The following is a 22775-nucleotide window of genomic DNA, read 5'->3' on the forward strand; positions in this document are numbered from 1 at the left end:
CAAACTCACGTTACAATCCCCCTTATGTCGATATCCCTCTCCCGCCAGGAGAGGGCCACCAACAGCCAGGCATTTTCATGACAAGCGAAACGCGTACACTCTACAGCCAGCTTCCTGCTATCGATCGCTTATTGCACGATAGCGCTTTTCTTTCTCTGCGCGATCGGTATGGCCATACCCAGGTGGTTGATCTGCTTAGGCGGATGCTTGACGACGCGCGCGACGTCATCCGGAATACGCAAACACTTCCCGACTGGTACGCAGACTGGGCGCAAGAGGCGAAACTCCGGCTGGAAAATGCGGCGCAAAGCGCGCTGCGCCCGGTGATTAACCTGACGGGGACGGTGCTGCACACCAACCTTGGCCGCGCATTGCAGGCGCAAGAAGCGATTGAGGCGGTAACGCAGGCGATGCGCGCGCCGGTGACGCTGGAATATGATTTGGATGGCGCCGGGCGGGGGCATCGCGACCGGGCGCTGGCGACGCTGTTATGCCGTATCACCGGGGCGGAGGACGCCTGTATCGTCAATAACAATGCGGCGGCGGTATTGCTGATGCTGGCGGCGACCGCCAGCGGCAAAGAGGTGGTGGTTTCGCGTGGCGAGCTGGTCGAAATCGGCGGCGCGTTTCGTATTCCGGATGTTATGCGCCAGGCGGGCTGTACGCTGCATGAAGTAGGCACCACCAACCGGACGCACGCGAAAGATTACCGTCAGGCGGTAAATGAAAATACCGGGCTGTTGATGAAGGTGCATACCAGTAATTACAGCATTGAGGGCTTTACCAAAACGGTAGAGGAAGCGGAACTGGCGGAAATCGGGCGAGAGCTGGATATTCCGGTGGTGGCGGATCTGGGCAGCGGTTCACTGGTGGATTTAAGTCAATATGGCTTACCCAAAGAGCCGATGCCGCAGCAGCTCATTGCCGCAGGCGTCAGCCTGGTAAGCTTCTCCGGCGATAAGTTGCTGGGCGGGCCGCAGGCCGGGATCATCGTCGGCAAAAAAGCGATGATTGCCCAACTGCAAAGCCATCCGCTGAAACGCGCTCTGCGCGCGGATAAAATGACGCTGGCGGCGCTGGAGGCAACGTTACGTCTGTATCTGCACCCGGAAGCGTTGGCGGAGAAATTACCCACCCTGCGTCTGTTAACCCGCAGTGAAGCGTCGATTCGCGAACAAGCGCAGCGGTTACAGGCGCGGCTGGTGGCACGTTACGGCGATGAATTTGCGCTGGAGGTTAAACCCTGCCTGTCGCAAATCGGCAGCGGTTCATTACCGGTAGACCGCCTCCCCAGCGCCGCCATGACATTTACCCCGCACGACGGGCGCGGTAGTCGGCTGGAGGCGCTGGCGGCTCGCTGGCGCACGCTGCCTGTACCGGTCATTGGCCGAATTTATGATGGCCGTTTATGGCTGGATATGCGCTGTCTTGAAGACGAAAGCCGGTTTATGGAGATGATGCTGAAATGATTATTGCAACTGCCGGACACGTAGACCACGGTAAAACGACGTTGCTCCAGGCGATTACCGGAGTCAATGCCGACCGTCTGCCGGAAGAGAAAAAACGCGGGATGACTATCGATCTGGGTTACGCCTATTGGCCGCAGCCGGATGGCCGTGTGCTGGGCTTTATCGATGTGCCTGGGCATGAAAAATTCCTCTCTAACATGCTGGCGGGTGTAGGCGGTATCGATCACGCTTTGCTGGTGGTCGCCTGTGATGACGGCGTCATGGCGCAAACGCGCGAGCATTTACAGATCCTGCAACTGACGGGCAATCTCCAGCTCACCGTCGCGCTGACCAAAGCCGATCGCGTGGACGAGGCGCGTATCGGTGAAGTACGTGAAGAGGTACTGGCGGCGCTCGACAACTATGGCTTCGCCGATACCGTTTTATTTGTCACCGCTGCCAATGAAGGACGCGGTATTGCAGAACTTCGCGCTCATTTACAGCAGCTTCCTGCACGTTTGCACGCCGCGCAGCATCGCTTCCGTCTGGCTATCGACCGTGCGTTTACGGTGAAAGGGGCGGGACTGGTGGTGACCGGAACGGCGCTGAGCGGAGAGGTGAAGGTAGGTGATACGCTGTGGTTAACCGGAGTAAATAAACCGATGCGGGTGCGTAGCCTGCACGCACAAAATCAGCCTACCGACCATGCGCACGCCGGGCAACGTATTGCGCTCAATATTGCGGGCGATGCGGAGAAGGAGCAGCTTAACCGCGGCGACTGGCTGCTTTCCGATGCGCCGGTGGGGGAAGCTTTTTCCCGGGTGATCGTTTCTCTGGCACTTCATGCGCCGCTTTCCCAATGGCAGCCGCTACATATTCACCATGCCGCCAGCCATGTGACCGGTCGCGTCTCTTTGCTGGAAGGCGGGCTGGCCGAGCTGATCTTCGATACGCCGTTGTGGCTGGCCGATAATGACAGACTGGTGCTGCGTGATATTTCCGCACGCGCCACCCTTGCCGGCGCACGCGTGGTGACGCTTAAGGCGCCGCGTCGCGGTAAACGTAAACCAGATTATTTGCACTGGCTTTCAACGCTTGCCGCCGCGCAGGACGATAGCGCGGCGTTGGCCATTCATCTGGAACGCGGCGCCGTCAACCTGCCGGATTTCGGTTGGGCGCGTCAGCTTAATCCTCTCGGTATGCGTCAGCTTATTGAGCAACATGGTTTTATCCAGGCCGGAGACAATCTGCTAAGCGCGCCCGTCGCCGCCCGCTGGCAGCGTAAGATTCTCGATACTCTGGCGACCTACCACGAACAGCACCGCGATGAACCGGGGCCGGGACGCGAGCGTTTACGCCGCATGGCCCTGCCAATGGAAGATGAAGCGCTGGTCCTGATGCTGATCGAGCGGATGCGCGACGACGGCCTGATTCATAGCCATCACGGTTGGTTGCATCTGCCGGATCATAAAGCGGGATTTAGCGATGAGCAGCAGGCCGTCTGGCAAAAAGTTGAACCGCTATTTGGCGATGAGCCTTGGTGGGTACGCGATCTGGCGAAAGAGACCGGAACGGAAGAACAATTGATGCGGCTCGTGCTGCGGCAGGCGGCACAGCAAGGCATCATTACCGCGATCGTAAAAGATCGGTACTATCGTAACGATCGGATTGTCGCTTTCGCCAATATGATCCGCGAGCTGGATCAAGAGAGAGGATCAACGTGTGCGGCGGATTTTCGCGACAGGCTGAATGTAGGGCGGAAACTGGCTATTCAGATCCTTGAATATTTTGACCGGATTGGATTTACACGGCGTCGTGGAAATGATCATTTATTACGTGATGCGTTATTATTTCCGCAAAAAGAATGAAATGGTTAAATTAAATCAGAAATGAATCAATACAATTATTGAGTTGATTTATAAAAGCACATCAGGAAATTAACCTAATGTGCTTTTTATTTTTCTGACTTCTTAAAATAGTCATCGTGATCATATTATTAGGATAATTTCACCCGTATTCTTCGCACCTTATTCTGGTAATTAAGGACAGTATAATGGCAGCTTCAACGTTTTTTATTCCTTCCGTGAATGTAATTGGTGCCGATTCATTAAAGAACGCAATGAATACGATGGCGGAATATGGTTTTCGCCGTACATTAATTGTTACGGATGCTATGCTGACAAAATTAGGGATGGCGGGTGATATTCAAAAAGCGCTACAGGAACGTGATATTTTTAGCGTGATTTATGATGGTACGCAGCCTAACCCTACCACCAGCAATGTGGCAGCTGGGTTGAAGCTTCTGAAAGAAAATGGCTGCGACAGCGTTATCTCGCTGGGCGGCGGTTCCCCGCACGACTGTGCGAAAGGTATCGCTCTGGTGGCGGCGAATGGCGGCGATATTCGTGACTATGAAGGCGTTGACCGCTCCGCGAAACCGCAGTTGCCGATGATTGCGATTAATACGACCGCCGGCACCGCGTCTGAAATGACCCGTTTTTGTATCATCACCGACGAAGAACGTCATATTAAAATGGCTATCGTCGATAAACACGTTACGCCGCTGCTCTCTGTCAACGACTCCTCTTTAATGGTTGGTATGCCGAAATCCCTGACGGCGGCAACCGGTATGGATGCGTTAACCCACGCGATTGAAGCTTATGTTTCCGTTGCGGCAACGCCTATTACCGATGCCTGCGCGTTGAAAGCGGTAACGATGATTGCGGAAAATCTGGTTGTTGCGGTTGAAGAGGGGAGCAATGTCCAGGCGCGTGAAGCGATGGCTTATGCTCAGTTTCTGGCGGGAATGGCGTTTAACAATGCGTCGCTGGGCTACGTTCATGCTATGGCGCACCAACTTGGCGGTTTCTACAACCTACCGCACGGCGTATGTAACGCGGTTCTGCTGCCGCATGTGCAGGTATTCAACAGCCAGGTAGCGGCGGCTCGCCTGCGTGATTGCGCAGCGGCGATGGGCGTCGATGTATCAGATATGAGCGAGGCGGAAGGCGCGCAGGCGTGTGTGGCGGCCATTCGCCAACTGTCGCAGAAAGTCAACATTCCGGCGGGACTGCGCGAGCTAAACGTGAAGGAAGAAGATATCCCGGTTCTGGCGACCAATGCTCTTAAAGATGCCTGTGGTCTGACGAACCCGATTCAGGCGACTCACGATGAGATTGTGGAAATTTATCGCGCGGCGATGTAACGCCTTTGCCCGGTGGCGCGGACGCTTACCGGGCCTGCGTAGACGATGCAGGCCGGATAAGGCGTAATACGTTAGCTTCGGTCGAGCTTTTGCTGCGCCAGCCAGACGGCGCCCAGCCTGCCCGCCTGATTTCCCAGTTGGCAGGGCTGAATCGGCACCTGGAGCGCCTCCCACATTTCAAACGTTTCAAGATGCCGCGTCAGGAGCGGGTAGAGTTTTTCCTGTTCGCTTATTCCTCCGCCGATCAGCACCACGCCCGGATCAAACATAGAGATCACGCTGTAAACGCCGCGTGACAGATAACGCGCCCAGTCATTGACCGCCTCACGCAGATGAACATCGGTCGCCATTCGTTCGAAGATCACATCCGCAGGCGGCATCTCTTCGGCAGGCAGCGCCAGCGCCTGGCGGCACGACGCCATTAATCCGCTGGTTGACGCGATTTTATGCATACTTTCGCCATTGTTCCCGACCGGCATGACGCCGAATTCACCGGCATGGAAATGTGCGCCGCGATACAGCTCTCGTCCGACGATAATACCGCCGCCAATGCCGGTTCCAATGGTGATACAGACCAGATTGTCATAATGCTGCCCGGCGCCTCGCCACATTTCGCCCAGCGCCGCGCAGTTCGCGTCGTTCTCCACGACCAGCGGCAGATCGGTCAGCCCGCTGAACAACTCCATCAGGTTGACGTCATCCAGGTAAGCCAGCGCGCCCGCTTTTGCCGCATGACCGTTATGGGGATTAATATGGCCGGGGAAACTGACCCCGATTGCCGCAATGTCATAGTCCTGTTGGCAACGCGCCACCACATCCTGCCATTTGCGGGTAAACGTGGAGGCGTCCTCTGGCGTATCGAATTGATGATGGGTTAATTCTTCGCCGTCACTGTTAATCACGCCATATTTGACGTGAGTTCCTCCCACATCAATGCCGATATATTGCTGCATAGTGTTCTCCGTACGTTAAACAGGCACCTGTTTAGTATGGCTAAAACCAGACGGAGAAACGTAAAGGAAAGTAATTCGTGATTGCTGTCGTAAAGCGGAAAACCATTGGCGAAAAATTCACCAGTACCGTCTACCCTTGTGGAGTACCTTTACAATAAGGAGTTGGTCATGACGAACAATCCCCCTTCAACACGTATTCAGCCAGGTGAATACGGGTACCCACTGAAATTAAAAGCCCGCTATGACAATTTTATTGGCGGTGACTGGGTAGCGCCCGCCGACGGCGAATATTATCAAAACCTGACGCCAGTGACCGGCCAGCCGCTATGTGAAGTCGCTTCCTCCGGTAAAAAAGATATCGATTTAGCGCTCGACGCCGCGCATAAGGCGAAAGATAAGTGGGCGCATACGTCAGTACAAGACCGTGCCGCTATCTTGTTTAAGATCGCCGATCGGATGGAACAAAACCTCGAACTGTTGGCGACAGCGGAAACCTGGGATAACGGTAAACCGATTCGTGAAACCAGCGCCGCCGACGTACCGCTGGCGATCGATCATTTCCGCTATTTCGCCTCCTGTATACGTGCGCAGGAGGGCGGGATCAGCGAAGTTGATAGCGAAACCGTGGCCTACCATTTTCACGAACCGCTTGGCGTCGTGGGGCAGATAATCCCGTGGAACTTTCCGTTGTTGATGGCAAGCTGGAAAATGGCGCCAGCGCTGGCGGCGGGTAACTGCGTGGTGCTTAAACCGGCACGCCTGACGCCGCTTTCCGTTCTGCTGTTAATGGAAGTCATTGGCGATCTGTTACCGCCGGGCGTCGTCAACGTCGTGAACGGCGCGGGCGGCGAGATCGGTGAATATCTGGCGACCTCGAAACGTATCGCGAAGGTGGCGTTTACCGGTTCGACGGAAGTGGGTCAACAGATCATGCAGTACGCCACGCAGAATATTATTCCGGTGACGCTGGAGTTAGGCGGTAAATCGCCAAATATCTTCTTTGCTGACGTGATGGATGAAGAAGATGCGTTCTTTGATAAAGCGCTGGAGGGTTTTGCCCTGTTTGCCTTTAACCAGGGCGAGGTGTGTACCTGTCCAAGCCGTGCGCTGGTCCAGGAGTCCATCTATGAGCGCTTTATGGAGCGCGCTATTCGCCGGGTAGAGAGCATTCGCAGTGGGAACCCGCTAGATAGCGGTACGCAAATGGGGGCGCAGGTCTCCCACGGCCAGCTTGAGACTATCCTCAATTATATCGATATCGGTAAAAAAGAGGGGGCCGATATTCTGACCGGTGGGCGACGCAAGGAGCTGGATGGCGAACTTAAAGAGGGCTATTACCTTGAGCCCACTATCCTGTTTGGTAAGAATAATATGCGCGTCTTTCAGGAGGAGATCTTTGGCCCGGTGCTGGCGGTAACCACCTTTAAAACCATGGAGGAGGCGCTGGAAATCGCTAACGATACGCAGTATGGCCTCGGCGCAGGCGTCTGGAGCCGCAACGGCAATCTGGCTTATAAGATGGGTCGCGGCATTCAGGCCGGGCGCGTATGGACCAACTGCTATCACGCCTATCCGGCACACGCGGCGTTTGGCGGCTATAAGCAGTCGGGCATCGGGCGCGAAACGCATAAGATGATGCTGGAACACTACCAGCAAACCAAGTGTCTGCTGGTGAGCTATTCCGATAAGCCGCTGGGGCTGTTCTGACGCAAGAGGTAATGCCCGATGGCGCTGCGCTTATCGGGCCTACCGCATTGATATCAGCCTGGTGGTAATGCCCGATGGCGCTGCGCTTATCGGGCCTACCGCATTGATATCAGCCTGGTGGTAATGCCCGATGGCGCTTCGCTTATCGGGCCTACAAAAATTCATCGCAATGTACTGATATTGCAAATCTTGTAGGCCGGATAAGGCGCAGCCGCCATCCGGCACAGTATTACCGCTCGTTGACCCAAATCCGCATTTCGCCCTCGCCGCGGTTGGCCCAGCTAAACCACGGAATGAACGTTAGCGTCTGCGGCTGGCGCGATGACGGCGCGTTATCGTAGTGCCACAACGCCTGATGCTGCGCATCTGGGGCGCTTTGCTTCTCGCCTTCAGCCTGAATCAGCATCTTATGCGCAAAAAGCCCTTTGCCCTCAAAGACCCGGAACTCACTCTCTTTCGGTAACCACAGATTATGCAGTTCTTCGCCGTTATCGGCCTGCTCAAGGCAATAGACCAGCGGCCCGCGCTGAATGGCGACCTTACCGGCGACGTGACGCGCCAGCGGATTGCCATACACGCGGCGAACCGGCATCGGCAGCGTCAGGGTTATCGTATCGCCCTCCTGCCAGGTTCGACGGATATGCAGATAACCTTTGCGAATATCCTGCTCCACTTCCAGCCCGTTGAGCGTCACTTTTGCCTCAGGGCACCAGTCCGGCAGACGTAGCGCCAGCGTGTGACGTACCGGCTGCACAGAGTCGATGGCGATCTTCACCTGCTCATGCCACGGGTAGTTCCCGCCAATCCGCAGTTTGAGCGCGCCATTTTCAACCGGTATTTCCACGCTGTTACCCACGTACATATTGATGTACAGCGCATCCGCACGCGGCGTGTAGATGTAGTGACCAAGGGAGGTGAGCACGCGGGCGATGTTCGGCGGGCAGCAGGCGCAGCCAAACCAGCGCTGGCGAATGGGCTTAACGTGATCGTAAATATGGTTGAATTTTAACGATTTTGGATGCACTTCCAGCGGGTTGACGTAGAAGAAATGCTTGCCATCCAGCGCCATACCGCCGAGGACGGTGTTGTACAGCGCGCGCTCCATCACGTCGGCGTACTGGCTATCGGCTTCCATTTCCAGCATCCGGCGGGCGAACATCATCAGGCCGATTGAAGCGCAACTTTCCGCATAGATCGAATCATTGGGTAAATCGTAATCGCAGCTAAAGGCTTCGCCACTGCTCTGTGAACCGATGCCTCCGGTGATATACAGCTGACGTTGCGCCATATTTTTCCACAGGCGCAGGCAGTCCTGGCGTTTGCCTTCATCGTTGCTCAGGCGAGCGAGATGCGCCACGCCAGTCATCAGATAGACAAAACGTACCGCGTGGCCAATGGCCGTCTGCTGCTGCGAAATTGGCAGATGCGCCTGGCTGTAGGCTTTGTCTTTGACCATCCACGCCGGGCCGTAGGTGTGCCAGTAAGAGGTTTGGCCGCGTTTTTCGTACTCTTCGTCGTAGAAGTGCGGTTGGGCACCGCGCTGCCCGATAAAGTAGCTTGCCAGCGCCATATAGCGCGGCTGCTCTGTTACCTCATACAGACGCATCAGCGCCAGCTCAATTTCCGGGTGGCCCGGATAGCCGTGCAGCTGATTTTCGCCAGGGCCGAAAGTGCTGTCGATATGATCGGCCAGTCGACAAACGACGTCTAGCAGCCGACGCTTGCCGGTGGCCTGAAAGAAGGCGACGCCCGCTTCAATCAGGTGCCCGGCGCAATAAAGCTCGTGGCACTCCGCCAGGTTGCTCCAGCGTTCTTGCGGGGCTTTTGCCGTAAAGTACGTATTGAGATAGCCATCGTCACACTGTGCGGCGGCCACCAGTTCAATCACCTCATCGGCGGTTTTCTCAAGCGCGGGATCGGGCTTCTGGCACAGTGACCAGGCAACCGCTTCCAGCCATTTCGCCACGTCGCTGTCCTGAAAGACCATGCCGTAAAAGTCGCCCGTCTGCTGTCCTGCGGCAATGCGGAAATTTTCAATGGCATGGCTGGGTTCAGCCTCTGGAATACGATCGTTTAACGCATCCCACTGGTAAGGAATAACCACATCGCGAACCAGTTGTTGATACTGTCCGAGGAACGGATCGCTGACCGTCAGTTTATGCAGATCGACTTCCAGTACGTTCATTTCGTGCTCCTTAAGGCTGTAGAGGTCATAGATATTCCTCGCTGACGGGGTATTTTATGGCAGTAATTTTTATTTTCGCGTTATGACCTGATTCATTTTGCCCAGATAGCGGTGAGCGACAAGGCGATAAAAGAGTAAAAAAAGATGACGATTCCGACCCGTATTTAAAAATGTGAGATGGATCGAGTGAAATGACTATTTTTAGTTAATAATCAAAGGCTAATATGAAATACGGTGCTGAATGAGCGGGAAATGACATATTAATGCTCGAATTATCCATAACATTACCGATTAAAGTCCAAAACGGCGGATTATTTATTTCTCGCGGCATTGGGCGTCATCCTGCCAGGCGTCTGCAATCGTGGGAAATTATATTTGTGGAAAAAGGCTGCCTGAAAATTCAGGAAGAAGAATGTGTTTTCTGTGTTGAAGCCGGGGAAAGCCTGTTGCTTTGGCCGCATCGCCGCCATATTGGCGTTGAGGAGTTTCCCGCCGATCTTAAATTTTACTGGCTCCATTTTGAGGTCAAAGCGCCGGACAGCGACCCGCGCTGGCTGACGCATCTTTCCGTGCCGCAGCATACCCAGGTTGCCGATCCGCAGGCGCTGATTGCGCTTTTTCGCCAGTTTATGAACGAGCAGGAAAAGCACCAGCGCAGCCCGGCGCTGGAGTTCATCGTGCTGCTGATTTTGCAGCAGCTTACCGTTGACGCCCGGCAGAATGAAAACGCCGAGGCCGCTGGCGTGTCGCTGGCCTGGAAAGTACAGCAGCTGATTCGAACGCACTATCACCTGCCGCTTTCCAGCTCAGTTCTGGCGAAAGAACTGCATTGCAATGTGGATTATCTGGGACGCGTTTATCGGCGGGTATTTCACCTTACGCTAACGGAAGCCATCCACCGCCAGCGGGTGCGCGAGGCGGAAAAGTTGCTGATTAGCGACGCGCGTTCGTTAAAAGAGGTGGCGGAGCGGTGCGGTTTTAATGACGTTGGTTACTTTCGCCAGATCTTCCGCAAGCACACCGGCCTGACGCCTACCGCCTGGAAGCGGCGCTACAGTAAGGAACACGTTAATTCTTGAGTATAATCTTTGGCCCTCTGACAACGCGGTTGCAAACTGAATGCCCGATGGCGCTTTGCTTATCGGGCCTACAAGAGTTCATCACAACGTATTGATATTGCAAGTCTTGTAGGTCGGATAAGGCGCAGCCGCCATCCGACATAGGCTGTTACTGCCCGTAATAGGCGTTCGCGCCGTGTTTACGCAGATAGTGTTTATTGAGCAGTTCAGGCTGCATATCCGGTAGCTGCGGGGCCAGCTGGCGCGAGAACAGCCCCATATAGGCACACTCCTCAAGCACCACGGCGTTGTGGACGGCATCGGCGGCGTTTTTACCCCAGGCAAACGGGCCGTGTGAATGAACCAATACCGCCGGGATTTGCGCCGGATCCAGACCGCGCTCTTCAAAGGTTTTAATAATCACCTCGCCGGTCTGATACTCGTACTCGCCGTTAATTTCCTCAACGGTCATCAGCCGGGTACAGGGGATCGCGCCATAGAAATAGTCGGCGTGGGTGGTGCCCCAGGCGGGCAGATCGAGCCCGGCCTGCGACCAGATCGTCGCATGGCGGGAATGGGTATGCACGATCCCGCCGATCTGCGGATAGCGCCGATAGAGCGCCAGATGGGTCGCGGTATCGGACGACGGTTTTTTGTTGCCTTCAACGATCTTGCCGTTGGCGATCTCTACCACCACCATATCGTCGGCGGTCATTACCTCATATTCAACGCCGGAAGGCTTAATGACCATCAGTTTGCGCGTCTCATCGACCGCGCTGACGTTGCCCCAGGTAAAGGTGACCAGCCCGTGCGCCGGGAGGGCCAGGTTGGCCGCCAGCACCTCGGCTTTCAGTTGCTCTAACATGTGAAACCTCCTTCCTGCATCCGTGATTCAATCCAGCGGCGGGCCTGGATAATTTCCAGCACCGGCTCACTGGATTTCTCTGTCCACATCTCAATCAGAAATGAACCGCGATAATTCAGCTCATGCAGCGTTTTGAAGATGCCAACAAAATCAACGCATCCTTCGCCAAACGGCACGTCTCGGAACTGGCCGGGGCTGTCACCGGTCACTGGCAGCGTGTCTTTCAGGTGGATAGCGGCGATACGGTCAATCCCCAGCTTCAGTTCGGCGGTCACGTCGTTCCCCCAGGCGCTGAGGTTGCCGACGTCTGGATAAACGGTGAACCACGGTGACGAAAGCATCTCGTCCCACTTTTTCCACTTGCTGATGGAGTTCATAAACGCGGTATCCATGATCTCCACCGCCAGCATCACCTGCGCAGCCGCAGCCTGTTCTACCGCCCACGCCAGCCCTTCGGCGAAACGTTGCTGGGTGCCTTCGTCGTGCTCTTCGTAATAGACGTCGTAACCTGCCAACTGGATGGTGCGGATCCCCAGGTCGCGCGCCAGGCGAATGGCTTTGGTCATGATTTCACGCGCCCGCTGGCGTACCGCTTCGTCGCGGCTGCCAAAAGGGAAACGGCGATGGGCGGAGAGACACATCGACGGGATGGCGACGCCGCTTTCCAGCATCGCGTTCACCAGCGAAGCGCGTTGGGCCGAGGTCCACTCCAGGCGTGAGAGACGTTCATCCGTTTCGTCCACCGACATCTCAACAAAATCAAAACCGCAGCTTTTTGCCAGCACCAACCGCTCCGGCCAACTGAGATCTTTCGCCAGTGCTTTCTCGTAAATACCTAATGGATGATTACGCATGTTGTTATCCCCAGATGGCGTCAATTTGGGCGTGGAATTCGGCGGCGACCTGCGCCGGATGGGCGGCACCTGCCAGCGCACGTCCGGCGATAAATGCCTTAACGTTAATGTCGCGGAACAGCGGTAGATCGGCCGGGGTAATACCACCGGTAATTGACAGCTCAAGGCCGATGTCGGACAACGCTTTCATACGCGTCAGGTCCGCCTCTCCCCACTGCTGCCCGCTGGCCTGCGCATCGCGTCCGCGGTGATAAATCGCCTGGCGAACCCCGACGCGATACCAGTCTCGGGCGTCGTCCAGCGTCCAGTTGCCGAACAGTTCCATTTGAATTTCACCGCCGCAGGACTGGGCAACGGCATGGCCTTTCTCGACGGTTGCGAGCGGCGCAGCGCAGATGATAGTCATCCAGTTGGCGCCAGCGCTAAAAGCCTGCTGCGCCAGGGTTTCACCGGCATCGGCCACTTTCCAGTCGGCGACGATGATTTTTTCCGGGCACTGCGCTCGCAGGGCTTTCACCGCGCTAAGGCCTTCGGTTAAACAGAGGATGGTGCCAGCCTCAACGATATCGACATGATCCTGTAGCAGGGCGACATCGCGCTGGGCTGCTTCCAGATTGGTGTGGTCGAGCGCTAGTTGCAGTAGTGGTCGGCTCATAATGCGTGCTCCTTAATACGGGCGTGATAGCCCTGTAGTGCTTCAATCAAATGCTGGTATTGGCGGTATTTACGCTGATAGAGGGCGTGCGCGGCCATGTCCGGCAGCAGCGTGCGCACCGGGTGCCGGAGGTCGCGTTGGGCCTCGCGGAAATTGCGATATACGCCGGTTCCGACGCGGGCAGCCAGCGCCGCGCCGAAGCAGCCGGTCTCCTCCACCTGCGGCAGCTCAATGCGCAGGCCGCTGACGTCCGCCAGCATCTGCATCCAGACGTCGGAGTGGGCCGGTCCGCCGGTAACGCGCAGGGCGCAAACGTCGGTAAAACGTTCACGCATGCGGTTGAGGTGGGTCATATGGCTGAAGACCACGCCTTCATAAATCGCCTGCAGCAGGTGCGCGCGGGTGTGCAGCGCCTGCATCCCGTAAAAACCGCAGGTCATCTCCAGTCCGGCATTGCTGCCGTAGAGAAACGGCAGAAAAAAGAGGTCGCTACCGGCTTTCGGCAGGCTGGCAACCGCCTGGTTGATCTCATCAAAAGAGAGGTCGCCCCACTGGGCGGTGAACCATTCAAGGTTGCCGGAAGAGGTCGGGCTGGCTTCGTGAACGATATACTGCCCGTCATTGACGTAGCGGCCATAGACGTAAGGATGGGCCTCATGGTCGCGCAGACCGTGAGCGATGCCGCTGGTGACGGCCCAGGTCCCCATCACCGCATTGAGCGTTGATTCATCCTCAATACCGGCGCAAAGGGCGGTGGAAACCACGTCAAACAGGCCGCCGACGACGGGAGTGCCCACCGTCAGACCGGTGATGGCGGCCGCCTGAGCGGTGATCTCCCCGCATATTTCGGCTGAACCCACCACGGGGGGCAGCGCGCTGTCGATTTCACTGATGCCCAGCCACTCGGTCAGGCGCGGGTCGTACTGGCCCGTCGCCATGTTGTAGAGGTTGGACTCGGAGATGTTGCTCTCCTCACAGCCTTTCACGCCGGTTAAGCACCAGCGCAGATAGTCATGCGTCATCATGACGCTGCCTATCTGCGCGTAGCGCTGCGGCTCATTCTCTTTTACCCAGCGTAAAAGGGAGACCGGATGCCCGGTCCACAGGGTTTGTCGGGTCAGCGGGTAGAGTTTTTGCGGAACCGCTTCTTTTTGCCAGCGCTGGACAATTTCCATGGCGCGACGGTCGGAAGAGAGTATCGCTTTACCTAATGGCCGATCGCTTTTATCTAACAGGAACAGGCCCTTACCCTGAGCTGAAATACCCAGACCACGGATTTGTGAACCGTTCACCCCCGTGTGCGCCAGCAGTTTGTTGATGACCGAGGCGCACTGTTGCCACAGTTCGGTCATATCGCGTTCAACCCAGCCTGGCTGCGGGCTTAAAGCGTGCAGCGGCAGGCGTTGCACCGCTACTTCCCGGCCTGCGCCATCGTACAATCCGGCTTTTAGCCAACTCCCACCACAATCTAACCCCAGCCAGTAGTTACTCATGACTTATTGCACCTCGTCCACGGCTTTCAGGAGATCGGCGCCCTGCGGGTTGTCTTTCAGGAACATATCGCGCACCTGGCTGCCCAGCGCATCGCTGAAGGCTTTACGGTCGATGTCGGTCAGGACTTCAACTCCGGCTTCTTTCATGCCATCGATAATTTTTTGCTGATCTTCGGCGACCAGTTTGCGCTGATAGTCACCCGCTTCTTTGGCGGAACTCAGCAGTGCCTCCTGGAACTGCGGGCTTAAAGCGTCGAATTTGGCTTTATTGATCACCAGCAGCAGAGGCGAATAGGCGTGATGAGTGAGGGAGAGGTATTTCTGTACCTCATAGAATTTCGCTGACCACACGACGTTGATAGGGTGTTCCTGGGCATCAATCGTACGGGTTTCGAGGCCGGTATAGACTTCGGAGAACGGCATCGGAATAGGGTTCGCGCCGAAGATTTTAAAGGCCGCGATATTCATTGGGCTGTTGTTAGTGCGGATTTTTAAGCCTTTCAAATCGCCCGGCGTTTTTACCGGCGCGCGGGAGTTGGTGACGTCGCGCCAGCCGTTTTCCCAGTAGGCGAGGACCTTTAACCCTTTTGAATCGAGTGATTTTTTCAGTTCATCGCCGACTTTGCCGTCGAGCGTTTTATGCGCATGCGCGGTATCGCGAAACAGGAAGGGGACATCAAGTAAGTTGAATACAGGGGCCAGGCCGGTGAAATTGTTCGAACCGGACATTTCCATATCAATAGTTCCGCCGCGCACCCCGCTGATCATTGCCTGGGCGTTACCTAATGTGCTGTCAGGAAAGAGTTTTAGCGTTAATTCGTCGTTGGTTTTTTCTTTTAATAATTCGTTAAATTTTTTCGCGGCAATATGTTGGGAGTCAGTTTGCGGTGTTTCATAACCAAAACGTAAAGATTGTGCCGCCAGAGACGACACGCTGAAAACTGTCAGACCTGCTATCAATAATGAACGAGCAATAACGTGTAATTTCATAATATTATCCTTTAATTAATCCATTTAAGCGGTGTGATAATTAGCTCGGGAATAAAAATAAATAAAATCAGCAACGACATCAGTACGACAACGTAAGGGAATACACCTCTTACCGCGTCATCAAATTTCAATTTTGCTACCCCGGAAATAACGTTGAGGACGTTGCCAACGGGCGGTGTGATTAATCCAATAGAGCAGTTAATAATGAACATGACGCCGAAATAAATCGGATCAATATTGGCTTCTTTAACTAATGGCAATAATACAGGGGTAAGAATTAACACCGTTGGCGTTAAGTCCATCACCATACCGACGACCATAATTGAGATCATAATGACGATAAATAAGAGTCGCGGAGAGTCGACCAGCGGCTGCAGCAAATCTGACACCATCATGGGTAATTCCGCGATCGTAATCAGCCAGGCGGATACCTGAGCTGCGGCCACCAGAAACATGACGACTGACGTCGTTTTGGCGGCATTGACCAGCACGTGGTAGAGACTGGAAAACGTTAATTCCCGATAGATAACCACGGCGACAAAGAGGGCGTAAAACGCGGCAACCGCTCCTGCTTCCGTTGGCGTGAAAAGTCCGGAACGGAAGCCGCCGATAATAATCACCGGTAAAAACAGCGCCCAGATACCTGAAACCAATGATTGCCAGATTTCACGCGGTGTTGCTTTAGGCTGAGAAGGGAGATTTAATCGCCCGGCCTGCCACCACCAGGTGAGCATAAGCGCCGCGCCCATCATGATGCCCGGTGCGATCCCGGCCATAAACAGCTTGCTGATCGACAAGCCGCTGGAAACGCCGAAGATAATAAAAGGAATCGAGGGCGGAATAATTGGCGCAATGATCCCGCCGGAAGCGATTAACCCAACGGAGCGGTTGATCGGATAGTTTGCGGAGCGCATCATCGGCACCAGCAGCGCGGCGACCGCAGCGGTATCTGCTACCGCAGAGCCGGAAAGGCTGGCCATAATCATTGCCGCAATAACGCCCACGTAGCCCAGGCCGCCGGGCTTATGGCCGACCAGCTTCATCGGCAGGTCGACGATTCGCTTTGACAGGCCGCCCGCGTTCATGATTTCACCGGCCAAAACAAAAAAGGGAATGGCCAGCAGGGAGAAGCTGTCCGCGCCGTTAACCAAAGTTTGCGCCATAATCTGCACGTCAAACATATCCAGGTATGCCATCAGAGCAGCGCCGCAAAGCAGCAGCGACCAGGCGATGGGTAAACCTATCGCGATCCCGCCGAGCAGGCAGCAGAGAAATATCACCACGGCCATGATTAGGCTCCTTGCTGTGGTTGTTGAAAGGAATCGTTACGCGTTATTAAGTGATAAAGCCGACGCAGCTCGATTAACGCGATGGCAACGCTTGTGGGCAGACAGGCGATATACATCAGGCCGATCGGTAAACCGAGGATTGGCGAGTGATCGCTCCAGTCCTGCAGTGCTTTTTGTAGGCTGCCCCAGCCTAATGCGATGCATAACAATAAAATCAGTGAATGCGTCAGCAGCGAGAGACGACGCTGATTCGCTGGCGAAAGTTTTTCCACCACAAAAGTGACCTGAACGTGAGCGTTATCCATAAATGCCACGATGGCGCCAATAAACGTCAGCCATACAAATAGATAACGTGATAGTTCATCTACCGACAAAATACTGCTCTCAAAACCGTAACGTAAAATAACGTTAATAAATACAATGCAGGAAAGTACGGCAATTAATACCGCAAGTATGCCCTCAAGTACCCGCTTCATAACGACTCCATCAGGTTATAGAAACTTATTTCTTTCGATGCTGAATAGTGGAACTTAATTTCTTATGTTTGGTTTATATTAGGTCGGCGCAACGTTGAGTTGCAGGCCGAGGATTAAGGTGATGATGTTTAATTCAGGTTAGCTGCGTGTGGCCTTTTTCATCATATTAATACCATCACGTAATATATTTATGCGGTGATTAATATCGGCGCTGGCATTGATTTCCAACAATTTAATGCCGGTAAACTGCAACCGTTCGGGAGCTGCGGCGGTAATGAGTTCTTTAACATGTTTCTCCGTCATCAGACTTTGTGGACAGAAAGGTGCAAACGGAGCATGGAGGTCCTGCCATTCGCCGTATTCTCCGCTTTGTGTCGTGCCGGAGAACATCAGCGCCCCGAGTTTTCCAGCATGTTTGGCCTGCTGCGTGTGGATCAGCGGTAGAGAGGTATCCCGCCCTTCAATAGCCGAGCGCGCCCAGTTAATGCAGACGCTTATGTCATAGTCGGCAATAGTTTCCAGTACGTTTACTAACGGTAAGAATCCTTTGCGCGGTGCGGGGCCGGTCATCGCGTCGCAGTGTTCAAGCACCAGGTCGCAGGACCAGTCCCAGTTGGCAATCTCTTTTAATGAGCGCGCAAAGGCGTCGGTTGCCTGCGCCACGTTCGGATTGCCCGCCAGCGGGGCGGCATGAAGCTCAAGGGCTATGACTTTGCCGGTATTGTTCCCATTGATTTTATTGATCTTCTGATAAAGATGACGGTAGTATTCCACGCAGGCTTTACGCTGTTCCTCGTCACTGGACGCTAATCCAAAACCGCCGTTTTCGCTACGGCGGCGCATGGTTTCCATTATCGCGGTGACCACGATTTGCCAGTTCCCTGGTGTATGGCGCAATAACCACTCGTCGCCGAGCGGGTGAAGATGTTCAAGACAAGGCTGCTCCAGCCCCCGGATATCCGGAGTACCAGAGAGTTGCCGCCAGAATTCCGTCTCTTCCTCTTCACTCTTCTGGTGAAATGAGGGTGCACAAGGGTACGCACCGATAATATAACCGGTATTATTTTTCATTTTGTGCTCCAGTAAACTCTATTTTATAAAACGTCTATGGCGACTTTTACGACTATTTTCCGTATCGGCGTAGCAATGCTTTTATTACAACCGGGACGATGAACATCCTGCGGGAAAAACAGGGCATAACTTCCCGGTATCATTTCAATGAATGATTCATGTTCACTGTTGTGATAAAAAATAATATCGCGCTGTTCTAATAATGACTCGCTGATTTGATTATTACCGGTATCAATGGCAACCCCAATTTTCTCTTCGCCCCATGCCAGAAACTGAATATCCAGATAGCGGCGATGGACTTCCGGACGATTTTCAGCAGCGTCGCGGGTGGTCATATCGATAATCTGCGCGAAGATATTTTTGCCGTCGATTTCCACTACGCCAGGTTCCAGCGTGCGAAAGTCCGTATTGCGCAGGAAATCGAGCGCCTGCTCTATGGCCGACGGTAACCGGCACGGATTAGGCTGCGCGATATGTCCAAAAATCATGATGTGGCTCCTTACAGCGCCTGAATTTTGGCCCAGACGCTGTCGTCAATGGTGATACCGTGACGGCGGTTGTCATCCAGCAGTTTGGTAAATTCGTGGCCAGGCAGCCGAATCGCGACGTTGTCGTCGGCACGTTCAGCAGTGGTGATGAAATCCATAATCCGCTGCAGTTTGGCATCGCGGGTTGCGCCATCGATCAGCTTATCCACTTCTATGGCGATGAAAATCTGTGAGACGCCATATTCATCGCTGTTTTCCTGGGTCACTTCGGCAACGGAAGAACCGTTGGAAAGCAGGGTGGCAATCATGTCCAGCACAATCGACAGACCAGAGCCTTTCCAGTAACCCATTGGTAAAATGCGGCGATTTTTCTCGATAACGCCCGGTTCTTTGGTCAAATTACCTTCATCGTCAAATCCACCGTCAACAGGAAGCTCGCGGCCGGCCAGGCGGTTAACCTCCAGCATGCCGTAAGAGAACATCGACATCGACATATCTACCATCGTGATCGGCGTAGACGGGATGGCGACGATCAACGGATTGGTACCGATACGGCACTCTTTCGCGCCCCACGGCGGCATGACGGCGATGGAGTTGGTCCAGCAAATGCCGATATAGCCTTTTTCCGCCGCCTGCCAGCCGTAGCTGCCGCCGCGCATCCAGTGGTTAGCATTACGTAACGCCACCAGGCCAATACCATGATCGGAAGCCAGCTCGATGGCCCGGTCCATCATCTTTTTCGCCGTCAGGTTGCCGATAGCGCGCTGAGCATCCCACTGTTCGATGGCGCCGAGGCTGGTAACTCGCTGCGGTTTAGCATCAGGAATAATGTCGCCGTTATCCAGTTGCTGGATGAAGCGGGGAAAGCGGTTCACGCCGTGGGAATAGACACCGGACTCGGTGGTGCGAGCGAACATTTCCGCGCAGGCGTCGGCGGTATCTTCCGCAATATTCCGCGACCGCAAGACGCGGTAGAAGGCCCCTTTTAACTCTTCGAAAGTTACTTTCATCCCTGTTCTCCTGGTCGATTGTTAGAAATTTTAGTATGTTTTTTTGTCGATAAATTTCATAATACGAAATGTAGTTCCAAATATATAGATCAAAAATTGACATGGCAACGCCAGAGAAGGTTTTTAAAAACGATTAAAATCATCGGGTTATGTTTTTTATGCTGATATCGTGAACTGCAACACACTTTGAGCTACCATCTGATCGCCCAAGAAAGGAGAGAGTTTTCTGATGAGCCAGAACAACGATAAAGAGAAGCCTGCGGGGAGTCAGAGCCTGTTTCGTGGCCTGATGTTGATAGAAATTTTGAGTAACTACCCGAACGGTTGCCCGCTGGCGCACCTGTCGGAGCTGGCGGGGTTGAACAAGAGTACCGTCCATCGTTTGTTGCAGGGGCTTCAATCCTGCGGATACGTGACGCCAGCGCCGGCGGCCGGGAGCTACCGTCTGACGACAAAGTTTATTGCCGTCGGCCAAAAAGCCCTGTCATCGCTGAATATCATCCACGTTGCGGCACCGCACCTTGAGGCGCTCAACCTGACCACCGGCGAGACGGTGAATTTTTCCAGCCGTGAAGATGATCACGCTATCCTGATTTATAAGCTGGAACCGACCACCGGTATGCTGCGCACGCGCGCCTACATTGGCCAGCATATGCCGCTGTACTGCTCGGCGATGGGGAAAATTTATATGGCGTTTGGTCAGCCGGATTATGTGGCGTCTTACTGGGAAAGCCATAAAGATCAGATCCAGCCGCTGACTCGCAACACCATTACCGATTTACCAGCAATGTACGATGAGCTGGCGCAAATTCGTGAAACCAGCATGGCAATGGATCGCGAAGAAAATGAACTGGGCGTTTCCTGTATTGCTGTGCCTGTGTTTGATATTCACCATCGAGTGCCTTACGCCATTTCTATTTCACTGTCGACGTCACGGCTAAAACAGATCGGCGAGAAAAATCTGCTCAAACCGTTGCGTGAAACCGCACAGGCTATCTCTAATGAGCTGGGATTTACCGTTCGCGAATAAGACAGCTCGCCAGGTTTTATCAGGCATCTGACAAAATTTGTCCGTTTGCGTAGTGGGATCAAAGCGGCGGGGAATGGCTCTCTGGCATTCTGGCGTTTTAACGCAGGGGGAGAACAATGAACCGGTTTATTATGGCGGATGCGTCGGCGTGTATCGGGTGTCGTACCTGCGAGGTCGCCTGCGTGGTGTCGCACCAGGAACAGCAGAATAGCGCGGCGGTGACGACGGCGGACTTTGTGCCGCGTATCCGGGTGATAAAAGAGGATAGCTTCACCACGGCCACGGTCTGCCATCAGTGTGAGGACGCGCCGTGCGCGAATGTCTGCCCGGTACAGGCGATTCGACGTGATCGGGGGCATATCTTCGTGACGCCATCGCGCTGCATTGGTTGTAAAAGCTGTATGCTGGCTTGCCCGTTTGGCGCGATGACCGTGGTGGCGTCCACGTCAGGCGCGCAGGCGATTAAATGCGATCTTTGCTGGCATCGGGAAGCGGGGCCGGCGTGCGTGGAAGCCTGCCCGACCAGTGCGTTACAGTGCGTTGACGCAGCACACGTGCAGCGCCAGCGCCTCTATTCTCAACCTTTCTGAATGTCGTTCCGGCCTGCATGATGGCCGGAATAGCCGTCAGCCTTCACGCCAGGCGCGTTCTATCTCTTCTGCCAGAATTTTTACGCCCGCCTCGATTTTGTCCGGTTCAGGCACGTAGTTCATCCGCATACACTGGTGTGTGTGCGGCCAGGGTTTATCCAGCCCGGGAAAGAAATAGTGGCCCGGCACCATCAGCACGCCGCGCGCTTTCAAGCGTTGATAGAGTAGCTCGGTGGTAATCGGCAGATCTTTAAACCACAGCCACAAAAATATTGCGCCTTCCGGTTTATGAATCAGGCAGCGTTCTTCGGATAAATAGCGACGAATGATCGCGATCGTCTGTTGAACGCGCTGATAGTAGAAAGGTTTGATAACCGTTTCCGACAGCCGCAGCAGATCGTTACGCTTAATCATTTCGCACATCATCGCCGGACCCATGCCGCCGGGCGCAAGGCTGATGATGCCGTTCATGTTGGCAATGGCGGTAATCGTCTTATCATTGGCGATGATAATCCCGCAGCGGGAACCGGGCAGTCCCAGCTTTGAGAGGCTCATGCATAGGATAATATTGGGGTTCCACAGCGGGCGCGCCTCGCTAAAGATAATGCCCGGAAACGGTACGCCATAAGCGTTATCAATCACCAGTGGGATGTTGTGCTGGTTCGCCAGTCTGTCCAGCTTCATCAGCTCTTCGTCGGTGATAACGTTACCGGTTGGGTTGGTCGGGCGCGAGACGCAAATCATCCCCGTTTCTTCGCCGATGTGCAGATGCTCAAAATCGACGTGATACTTAAACTGGCCTTCCGGCAGCAGTTCAATATTCGGGCGCGCCGAAACGAAGAGGTCGTCTTCCAGACCGGAATCCGCATAGCCGATGTATTCCGGCGCAAGCGGGAATAGTACCTTTTTCGTACTGCCGTCGGCGCGACGTCCGGCGAAGAGATTAAATAAGTAGAAAAACGCGCTCTGACTGCCATTTGTCAGCGCAATATTCTGTGGTTCGATATCCCATCCCAGCGTTTCACGTAGCAGTACGGCCAGTGCATTCAGTAGCGCCGTTTTTCCCTGGGGACCGTCATAATTACAAAGCGCATCAGCGGCTTTGCCGCTTTCTACCATCTCTGTCAGTAGCGTCTGGAAATAATCCTGCATTGCAGGGATGTGTGCCGGGTTACCGCCGCCAAGCATGATGGCGCCTGGGGTGCGTAAGCCGTCGTTGAGATCCTCCATCAGGCGGGTAATGCCTGAATGGCGGGTAAATTTATCGCCGAAAAGTGAAAATGTCATAACGGGTGATCTATCGAACTGTCTGTCAAAGTGGATAACCATAACGCTACAAATGGCGGGGCGCAAATGGGGGTCAGGCGGTGGTATTGATGTTTTATGCTACAAATTTTTATCAGGTTAG

Annotated in this window: 20 protein-coding genes; 7 read left to right on the forward strand and 13 right to left on the reverse strand. The window is 54.4% G+C overall.

Going from position 1 to position 22775, the window contains the following annotated elements:
* Positions 1 to 77 precede the first annotated feature (77 nt).
* The 3 genes from selA to yiaY all read left to right on the forward strand — a co-directional run bounded on the left by selA (position 78) and on the right by yiaY (position 4653).
* Complete coding sequence (selA, locus tag LCS67_RS00765; protein ID WP_023229751.1) at positions 78 to 1469, forward strand: L-seryl-tRNA(Sec) selenium transferase; 1392 nt, start codon at positions 78 to 80, stop codon at positions 1467 to 1469.
* The gene (gene selB, locus LCS67_RS00770) at positions 1466 to 3316 is read left to right on the forward strand and encodes a selenocysteine-specific translation elongation factor (RefSeq protein ID WP_000582383.1); all 1851 of its coding nucleotides are present in this window, start codon (positions 1466 to 1468) and stop codon (positions 3314 to 3316) included. The genes selA and selB overlap by 4 nt, the downstream gene beginning before the upstream one ends.
* 185 nt (positions 3317 to 3501) lie before the next feature.
* Positions 3502 to 4653: an L-threonine dehydrogenase gene (gene yiaY, locus LCS67_RS00775; RefSeq protein ID WP_000741491.1), complete on the forward strand. Its 1152-nt coding sequence runs from the start codon at positions 3502 to 3504 to the stop codon at positions 4651 to 4653.
* Between the two features lie 71 nt (positions 4654 to 4724).
* Here the strand turns inward: yiaY and LCS67_RS00780 are convergent, their stop codons facing one another.
* Positions 4725 to 5606 carry an ROK family protein gene (locus LCS67_RS00780; protein WP_001188271.1) on the reverse strand — a complete coding sequence of 294 codons (882 nt, stop codon included), beginning with the start codon at positions 5604 to 5606 and terminating at the stop codon, positions 4725 to 4727.
* A 168-nt stretch (positions 5607 to 5774) separates the two neighbouring features.
* Here LCS67_RS00780 and aldB point away from each other — a divergent pair, with 168 nt between their 5' ends.
* Entirely contained in the window at positions 5775 to 7313 is a 1539-nt protein-coding gene (aldB, locus tag LCS67_RS00785; protein ID WP_000183988.1) for an aldehyde dehydrogenase AldB, read from the forward strand.
* Positions 7314 to 7542: 229 nt separating this feature from the next.
* On the opposite strand, the gene LCS67_RS00790 is transcribed toward aldB, so the two are convergent.
* Positions 7543 to 9498, reverse strand: coding sequence for a glycoside hydrolase family 127 protein (locus LCS67_RS00790; RefSeq protein WP_001101497.1), 1956 nt, complete (start codon positions 9496 to 9498; stop codon positions 7543 to 7545).
* Positions 9499 to 9761: 263 nt separating this feature from the next.
* Here LCS67_RS00790 and LCS67_RS00795 point away from each other — a divergent pair, with 263 nt between their 5' ends.
* Entirely contained in the window at positions 9762 to 10577 is an 816-nt protein-coding gene (locus LCS67_RS00795) for an AraC family transcriptional regulator (protein ID WP_000891808.1), read from the forward strand.
* Between the two features lie 148 nt (positions 10578 to 10725).
* Here LCS67_RS00795 and araD read toward each other — a convergent pair whose 3' ends face one another.
* The 10 genes from araD to yiaK all read right to left on the reverse strand — a co-directional run bounded on the left by araD (position 10726) and on the right by yiaK (position 19747).
* A complete protein-coding gene (araD, locus tag LCS67_RS00800; protein WP_023137414.1) occupies positions 10726 to 11421 on the reverse strand; it encodes an L-ribulose-5-phosphate 4-epimerase in 696 nt (231 codons plus the stop codon).
* Positions 11415 to 12275 carry an L-ribulose-5-phosphate 3-epimerase gene (locus tag LCS67_RS00805; protein WP_001244036.1) on the reverse strand — a complete coding sequence of 287 codons (861 nt, stop codon included), beginning with the start codon at positions 12273 to 12275 and terminating at the stop codon, positions 11415 to 11417. The genes araD and LCS67_RS00805 overlap by 7 nt, the downstream gene beginning before the upstream one ends.
* A gap of 4 nt (positions 12276 to 12279) precedes the next feature.
* Complete coding sequence (ulaD, locus tag LCS67_RS00810) at positions 12280 to 12930, reverse strand: 3-keto-L-gulonate-6-phosphate decarboxylase UlaD (RefSeq protein ID WP_000089520.1); 651 nt, start codon at positions 12928 to 12930, stop codon at positions 12280 to 12282.
* The gene (locus LCS67_RS00815) at positions 12927 to 14423 is read right to left on the reverse strand and encodes an FGGY-family carbohydrate kinase (protein WP_000074063.1); all 1497 of its coding nucleotides are present in this window, start codon (positions 14421 to 14423) and stop codon (positions 12927 to 12929) included. Before LCS67_RS00815 ends, ulaD begins: the two co-directional genes overlap by 4 nt.
* Positions 14424 to 14426: 3 nt before the next feature.
* Complete coding sequence (gene yiaO, locus LCS67_RS00820) at positions 14427 to 15413, reverse strand: 2,3-diketo-L-gulonate TRAP transporter substrate-binding protein YiaO (RefSeq protein ID WP_000766331.1); 987 nt, start codon at positions 15411 to 15413, stop codon at positions 14427 to 14429.
* 11 nt (positions 15414 to 15424) lie between these two features.
* A complete protein-coding gene (gene yiaN, locus LCS67_RS00825) occupies positions 15425 to 16702 on the reverse strand; it encodes a 2,3-diketo-L-gulonate TRAP transporter large permease YiaN (protein WP_000301820.1) in 1278 nt (425 codons plus the stop codon).
* A 2-nt stretch (positions 16703 to 16704) separates the two neighbouring features.
* Positions 16705 to 17178 carry a 2,3-diketo-L-gulonate TRAP transporter small permease YiaM gene (gene yiaM / locus LCS67_RS00830; protein ID WP_000832313.1) on the reverse strand — a complete coding sequence of 158 codons (474 nt, stop codon included), beginning with the start codon at positions 17176 to 17178 and terminating at the stop codon, positions 16705 to 16707.
* Between the two features lie 138 nt (positions 17179 to 17316).
* Complete coding sequence (locus LCS67_RS00835; protein ID WP_000794994.1) at positions 17317 to 18249, reverse strand: DUF4862 family protein; 933 nt, start codon at positions 18247 to 18249, stop codon at positions 17317 to 17319.
* A gap of 23 nt (positions 18250 to 18272) precedes the next feature.
* Positions 18273 to 18737: a YhcH/YjgK/YiaL family protein gene (locus LCS67_RS00840; RefSeq protein ID WP_000576101.1), complete on the reverse strand. Its 465-nt coding sequence runs from the start codon at positions 18735 to 18737 to the stop codon at positions 18273 to 18275.
* A gap of 11 nt (positions 18738 to 18748) precedes the next feature.
* Complete coding sequence (yiaK, locus tag LCS67_RS00845; RefSeq protein WP_000869005.1) at positions 18749 to 19747, reverse strand: 3-dehydro-L-gulonate 2-dehydrogenase; 999 nt, start codon at positions 19745 to 19747, stop codon at positions 18749 to 18751.
* 229 nt (positions 19748 to 19976) lie between these two features.
* Here yiaK and yiaJ point away from each other — a divergent pair, with 229 nt between their 5' ends.
* Together yiaJ and LCS67_RS00855 are read left to right on the forward strand one after the other, a co-directional pair.
* Positions 19977 to 20777: an IclR family transcriptional regulator YiaJ gene (gene yiaJ / locus LCS67_RS00850; RefSeq protein WP_000081340.1), complete on the forward strand. Its 801-nt coding sequence runs from the start codon at positions 19977 to 19979 to the stop codon at positions 20775 to 20777.
* Between the two features lie 116 nt (positions 20778 to 20893).
* Positions 20894 to 21367 (forward strand): 4Fe-4S dicluster domain-containing protein, encoded by a 474-nt coding sequence (locus LCS67_RS00855; protein WP_001078819.1) that lies wholly within the window; start codon positions 20894 to 20896, stop codon positions 21365 to 21367.
* Between the two features lie 36 nt (positions 21368 to 21403).
* On the opposite strand, the gene avtA is transcribed toward LCS67_RS00855, so the two are convergent.
* Positions 21404 to 22654 carry a valine--pyruvate transaminase gene (avtA, locus tag LCS67_RS00860; protein ID WP_000144384.1) on the reverse strand — a complete coding sequence of 417 codons (1251 nt, stop codon included), beginning with the start codon at positions 22652 to 22654 and terminating at the stop codon, positions 21404 to 21406.
* Positions 22655 to 22775: the final 121 nt, after the last annotated feature.

Origin of the sequence: Salmonella sp. A7 (assembly GCF_020181675.1) — a bacterium.
In the GTDB taxonomy this organism is placed as follows: Bacteria; Pseudomonadota; Gammaproteobacteria; order Enterobacterales; family Enterobacteriaceae; genus Salmonella; species Salmonella enterica.

Coding starts and splice junctions, on each gene's coding strand:
- yiaK (WP_000869005.1), bottom strand. CDS start 19,747: ATGAAAGTAACTTTCGAAGAGTTAAAAGGGGCCTTCTACCGCGTCTTG.
- yiaO (WP_000766331.1), bottom strand. CDS start 15,413: ATGAAATTACACGTTATTGCTCGTTCATTATTGATAGCAGGTCTGACA.
- aldB (WP_000183988.1), top strand. CDS start 5,775: ATGACGAACAATCCCCCTTCAACACGTATTCAGCCAGGTGAATACGGG.
- LCS67_RS00795 (WP_000891808.1), top strand. CDS start 9,762: ATGCTCGAATTATCCATAACATTACCGATTAAAGTCCAAAACGGCGGA.
- LCS67_RS00815 (WP_000074063.1), bottom strand. CDS start 14,423: ATGAGTAACTACTGGCTGGGGTTAGATTGTGGTGGGAGTTGGCTAAAA.
- yiaY (WP_000741491.1), top strand. CDS start 3,502: ATGGCAGCTTCAACGTTTTTTATTCCTTCCGTGAATGTAATTGGTGCC.
- LCS67_RS00805 (WP_001244036.1), bottom strand. CDS start 12,275: ATGCGTAATCATCCATTAGGTATTTACGAGAAAGCACTGGCGAAAGAT.
- yiaJ (WP_000081340.1), top strand. CDS start 19,977: ATGAGCCAGAACAACGATAAAGAGAAGCCTGCGGGGAGTCAGAGCCTG.
- LCS67_RS00790 (WP_001101497.1), bottom strand. CDS start 9,498: ATGAACGTACTGGAAGTCGATCTGCATAAACTGACGGTCAGCGATCCG.
- avtA (WP_000144384.1), bottom strand. CDS start 22,654: ATGACATTTTCACTTTTCGGCGATAAATTTACCCGCCATTCAGGCATT.
- LCS67_RS00780 (WP_001188271.1), bottom strand. CDS start 5,606: ATGCAGCAATATATCGGCATTGATGTGGGAGGAACTCACGTCAAATAT.
- araD (WP_023137414.1), bottom strand. CDS start 11,421: ATGTTAGAGCAACTGAAAGCCGAGGTGCTGGCGGCCAACCTGGCCCTC.
- LCS67_RS00840 (WP_000576101.1), bottom strand. CDS start 18,737: ATGATTTTTGGACATATCGCGCAGCCTAATCCGTGCCGGTTACCGTCG.
- selB (WP_000582383.1), top strand. CDS start 1,466: ATGATTATTGCAACTGCCGGACACGTAGACCACGGTAAAACGACGTTG.
- selA (WP_023229751.1), top strand. CDS start 78: ATGACAAGCGAAACGCGTACACTCTACAGCCAGCTTCCTGCTATCGAT.
- ulaD (WP_000089520.1), bottom strand. CDS start 12,930: ATGAGCCGACCACTACTGCAACTAGCGCTCGACCACACCAATCTGGAA.
- yiaN (WP_000301820.1), bottom strand. CDS start 16,702: ATGGCCGTGGTGATATTTCTCTGCTGCCTGCTCGGCGGGATCGCGATA.
- yiaM (WP_000832313.1), bottom strand. CDS start 17,178: ATGAAGCGGGTACTTGAGGGCATACTTGCGGTATTAATTGCCGTACTT.
- LCS67_RS00855 (WP_001078819.1), top strand. CDS start 20,894: ATGAACCGGTTTATTATGGCGGATGCGTCGGCGTGTATCGGGTGTCGT.
- LCS67_RS00835 (WP_000794994.1), bottom strand. CDS start 18,249: ATGAAAAATAATACCGGTTATATTATCGGTGCGTACCCTTGTGCACCC.